The 4,345-nt window shown below is 70.5% G+C and carries 4 protein-coding genes and 1 pseudogene; 4 read left to right on the top strand and 1 reads right to left on the bottom strand.

The window, feature by feature from the left end:
* Positions 1-360, bottom strand: a pseudogene (locus L995_RS30040) (acyl-CoA dehydrogenase); the annotation flags it as partial.
* 207 nt (positions 361-567) lie between these two features.
* Between L995_RS30040 and L995_RS30035 the strand changes: the two are divergent.
* The 4 genes from L995_RS30035 to L995_RS30020 all read left to right on the top strand — a co-directional run.
* On the top strand, positions 568-1,485 hold the full coding sequence (locus L995_RS30035; protein ID WP_016452187.1) for an SDR family NAD(P)-dependent oxidoreductase: 918 nt from the start codon (positions 568-570) through the stop codon (positions 1,483-1,485).
* A 169-nt stretch (positions 1,486-1,654) separates the two neighbouring features.
* Complete coding sequence (locus tag L995_RS30030) at positions 1,655-2,548, top strand: MaoC family dehydratase (protein WP_016452188.1); 894 nt, start codon at positions 1,655-1,657, stop codon at positions 2,546-2,548.
* A gap of 50 nt (positions 2,549-2,598) precedes the next feature.
* The gene (locus L995_RS30025; protein WP_012202133.1) at positions 2,599-3,396 is read left to right on the top strand and encodes an enoyl-CoA hydratase/isomerase family protein; all 798 of its coding nucleotides are present in this window, start codon (positions 2,599-2,601) and stop codon (positions 3,394-3,396) included.
* Positions 3,393-4,345: acetyl-CoA hydrolase/transferase family protein (locus L995_RS30020; RefSeq protein ID WP_047475103.1), on the top strand; the 953-nt coding region annotated here is incomplete at its 3' end. The genes L995_RS30025 and L995_RS30020, both read left to right, overlap by 4 nt.

Below are 4,345 nucleotides of genomic sequence, written 5' to 3'. Positions count from 1 at the left end.
CTGCACCTTCTGGCCCACCTTCAGCGCGTTGCCTGCCTCCCAGCGCAGGCGCCCGCCGGCCCACATGCGGCGCGGCAGCGGCACGGGCGGCAGAAAGCCGCCACGGCGCGGGTGGCCGTCGGGGCCGAGCTCGCTTTGGCGTGCATGGGGCAGGAAGTACATCCAGTGCCACAGCGGCGGCAGCGCCGTGCCGTCGGCGGGCTCAGGGTCTTCCCGGTCCAGCGTGGCCGACAGCGCGGCCACGGGCGCGGCCGTGATGCTGTCTGCCAGGGTTTCGCTGCGGCCCTGCCAGGACTGAAGGTGCGCCAGCGCGGCGGCGTCGAGGGTGTCGGTAGCTTGCTTGTCTGTCATGGCCGCCATGGTCGGTGCAAGCGCGGCGGCCCGCAATCCGCGTTTTCTTAAGCAAGCCTTTGGCCGCGCTGAAGGCTGGGCCGGCGCGGCCTGCCCGCCCCTGCTTTCATTCCCGCGAAGTCCGCCCTTGTGATTGGCGAATGGCGCGGTGCGGCGTTTGCCGGCATCCTTGGTCCCGACTTCTTTCCAACGAACACTGAACGGGGACGACAGGCCATGGCGCAGAAAATGATGCAGGACAAGGTAGTGGTGGTGACGGGTGCCGGCGGCGGCATCGGGCGCGACATGGCGCTGGCCATGGCGGCCGAGGGCGCCAAGGTGGTGGTCAACGACATAGGCACCTCCACCACGGGCGAGGGCACGGACGCCGGCCCGGCGCAGAAGGTGGTCGATGAGATCAAGGCCGCAGGCGGCCAGGCCGTGGCCAACACCGACAGCGTGGCCGAGGCCGCCAGCGCGGGCCGCATCGTGCAGTGCGCCGTGGACAGCTTCGGCCGCATCGACGGCGTGGTCAACAACGCCGGCATCCTGCGCGACCGGTTCTTCCACAAGATGAGCCTGGACGAGTGGGACGCCGTCATCAAGGTCCACCTGTACGGCAGCTACTACATGAGCCGCGCGGCCGCCAACCATTTCAAGGAGCAGGAAAGCGGCGCCTTCGTGCACATGACCTCGACCTCGGGCCTGATCGGCAACCTGGGCCAGGCCAACTACAGCGCCGCCAAGCTGGGGCTGACGGCCCTGTCCAAGTCCATTGCGCTGGACATGCAGAAGTTCAACGTGCGCTCCAACTGCATCGCGCCGTTCGCCTGGAGCCGCATGATCGGCTCCATCCCCACCGACACGCCCGAGCAGCAGGCGCGCGTGGCCAAGATCCAGCAGATGACGCCCAACAAGATCGCCCCGCTGGCCGTCTACCTGCTGTCCGACGCGGCCCGCGACGTGAACGCCCAGGTCTTCGCCGTGCGCAACAACGAGATCTTCGTCATGAGCCAGCCGCGCCCGCTGCGCTCGGTGCACCGCAGCGAGGGCTGGTCGCCCCAGTTCATTGCCGAGCACGGCATGCCGGCGCTCAAGGCATCGTTCGTGCCGCTGGACCGGTCCGCCGACGTGTTCAGCTGGGATCCTGTTTGAACGACACCCCCTGAGGCGCTATGCGCCTTCCCCCTCTCTACTCGCTTCGCGAGGGAGGGGGACGACACCCTCGGTGCGGGGCGGCCCTTCCTCGGTGTCCCTGAGTCGGGCCGCGCCAGTTGCGAGGGTTGAAGCGCGCCAGCGCAATCAAACACTGAGAGGAACCGTGATGGCCATCAGCTATCAGCACCTGAAACAGCGCCCCTTCGAGCCCGTGCGCCAGCACTATGGCGAGCGCGACACCATGCTCTATGCATTGAGCCTGGGCCTGGGCAGCGATCCGCTGTGCGCCGACGCCCTGCCCTTTTTCTACGAAGGGGCGCCGGGCGGGCTGCGCGCCCTGCCCTCGCAGGCCGTGGTGCTGGGCTACCCGGGCTTCTGGGCGCGCGAGGCCGATACGGGCATCGACTGGGTGAAGCTGCTGCATGGCGAGCAGCGCATGCGGCTGCACCGCCCGCTGCCGGCCAGCGCCGACGTGGTGGGCCACAACCGCATCACGCACCTGACGGACAAGGGTGAGGGCAAGGGCGCCATCATGGTCACCGAGCGGCGCCTGGAGACCACCGGCGGCGAGCTGCTGGCCACCGTGCAGCAGGTCAGCTTTCTGCGCGGCGATGGCGGCTACAGCCTGCTGGACGGCGGCCAGCCCAGCGACGCGCCCCTGGCGCCGCTGCGCCCCACGCCGGAGGACCGCGCGCCCGACTTCACCGACACCCAGGCCATACGCCCCGAGGCCGCGCTGCTGTACCGCCTGATGGGCGACTACAACCCGCTGCATGCCGACCCGGCCGTGGCGCGCAAGGCCGGCTTCGAGCGGCCCATCCTGCATGGCCTGGCCAGCTACGGCCTGGTGGCCCATGCCGTGCTGCGCCAATGCGGCGACCGCAATCCCGCGCGCCTGAAGGCACTGGATGTGCGCTTCACCGCGCCCGTCTATCCCGGGGAGACCCTGGTCACCGAGATCTGGCGCACGCCCGACCAGCCCTGCCAGCTGCAACTGCGCGCCCGCGTGCTGGAACGCGACAAGATCGTGCTCAGCCACGGCTACGCCGAACTCGCCTGATGCACGGCGGCCTCGCAAGAGGCCGCTCCTTCCCCTGCCCTGGAGTTCCCATGAACACCTCCCCCGTATTGACCTCCGTCCAGGACGGCATAGGCACGATCACGCTGAACCGGCCCGAGGCCCGCAACGCGCTCAACCAGGCCATGCGCCCGGCCCTGGCCGCCGCCGTGGCGCAGATGCGCGATGACGCGCAGGTGCACACCGTCATCCTCACGGGCGCGGGCGGCGCCTTCTGCTCGGGCGGCGACATCAGCCAGATGATGGATGCCAGCCAGGCCGGCCTGCCCTGGCGCCAGCGCATGCGCAGCCTGCACCAGTGGTTTCCCGAGCTGGTCAACCTCGAAAAACCCGTGATCGCCGCCGTGGACGGCCCGGCCTTCGGCGCGGGCCTGAGCCTGGCGCTGGCCGCCGACTTCGTGCTGTGCACGCGGCGCGCGAAGTTCTGCGCCGTGTTCGGCCGCATCGGCCTGGTGCCCGACCTGGGCGCCATGCACATGCTGCCGCGCATCGTGGGCCTGCAAAAGGCCAAGGAGCTGGTCTTCACCGCGCGCACCGTGCAGGCCGAGGAAGCCAGGTCGCTGGGCATGGTCTACGAGATCGTGGAAGACGGCGAGGCCCTGCAGGCCGCCGCCGTGGCACTGGCGCGGCGCTTCGGCGAGGCATCCACAGCCGCCATCGGCATGGCCAAGACGGCCATGAACCAGGCCTTCGAGCTGGACGCACGCGCCATGGCCGAGCTGGAAGCCTATGCCCAGACGATGTGCCGTGGCTCCGACTACCACCAGGAGGCGGTGCAGCGCTTCAAGGACAAGCAGCCCACGCGCTTCGACTGGGACCGCGCGCCATGAGCGTGCTGTCGCCGGACGCCCTGCAAGAAAGGCTGCAGGCCCTGATCCGCCCCGGCGACACCCTGTGGTGGGGCCAGGCCACGGCCGAGCCTCTGACGCTCACGCGCGCCGTGGTCGCGCAGCGCCATGCACTGGCCCGGCACGGTGGCCAGGGCCGGCTGCGCGTCTTCGTGGGCATGGGCGCATCGGACACCCTGCAACCGGCGCATGCCGACGCCATCGACTTCTTCGGCTACGCGGCCGGCGGCCCCCACCGCGCGCTGGCGCAGGCCGGAGTGCTGGACATCCTGCCCAGCCACTACTCCCACCTGCCCGGCCTGATCGACGAGGGCCTGCTGCCTGCCGACGTGGTGCTGCTCCAGGTCTCGCCACCCGATGCACAAGGCCGCTACAGCCTGGGCCTGGTCCATGAATACCTGCCGGCCGCCATACGCAAGGCGCGCGTGCTGATCGGCGAGGTCAACCCCGCCATTCCGTGGACGCACGGCAGCCTGCACCTGCAGGCCGGCGACTTCGCCCTGCTGGTCGATGCCGAACACCCTCCGCTGGGCCAGGCGCGCAGCGCGCCCGGCCCTGCCGAGCAGGCCATTGCCGGCCATGTGGCCGCCCTCATCGAAGACGGCGCCACGCTGCAGGTGGGCGTGGGCAACCTGCCCGAGGCCGTGCTCGCCGCCCTGCACGGCCACCGCGACCTGGGCCTGCACAGCGGCGCCGTGGGCGACGGCATTGCAGCCCTGGCCGAAGCCGGCGTGCTGACCCACGCGCGCAAGAGCCAGGACCGCGGCGTGGGCATCGGCGGCATCCTCATGGGCGGCGAATCGCTCAGGCGCTGGGCCCACCGCAACCCCGCCCTGCAACTGCGCGAGACGCGCTACACGCACGACCCCGAGGTGCTGGCCGCCAGCCACCGGCTGGCTGCCATCAATTCGGCGGTGGAGGTGGACCTCAC

Origin of the sequence: Delftia sp. ZNC0008, from assembly GCF_000799035.1 — a bacterium.
Taxonomy (GTDB): Bacteria; Pseudomonadota; Gammaproteobacteria; order Burkholderiales; family Burkholderiaceae_C; genus Comamonas; species Comamonas tsuruhatensis.
Note: the sequence above shows the minus strand (reverse complement) of the source record. Positions and strands in the feature narration are given on the sequence as shown.

Bases quoted from the DNA above. Each gene is read 5' to 3' on its own strand.
- L995_RS30035 (WP_016452187.1), top strand. From the start codon at position 568: ATGGCGCAGAAAATGATGCAGGACAAGGTAGTGGTGGTGACGGGTGCC.
- L995_RS30030 (WP_016452188.1), top strand. From the start codon at position 1,655: ATGGCCATCAGCTATCAGCACCTGAAACAGCGCCCCTTCGAGCCCGTG.
- L995_RS30025 (WP_012202133.1), top strand. From the start codon at position 2,599: ATGAACACCTCCCCCGTATTGACCTCCGTCCAGGACGGCATAGGCACG.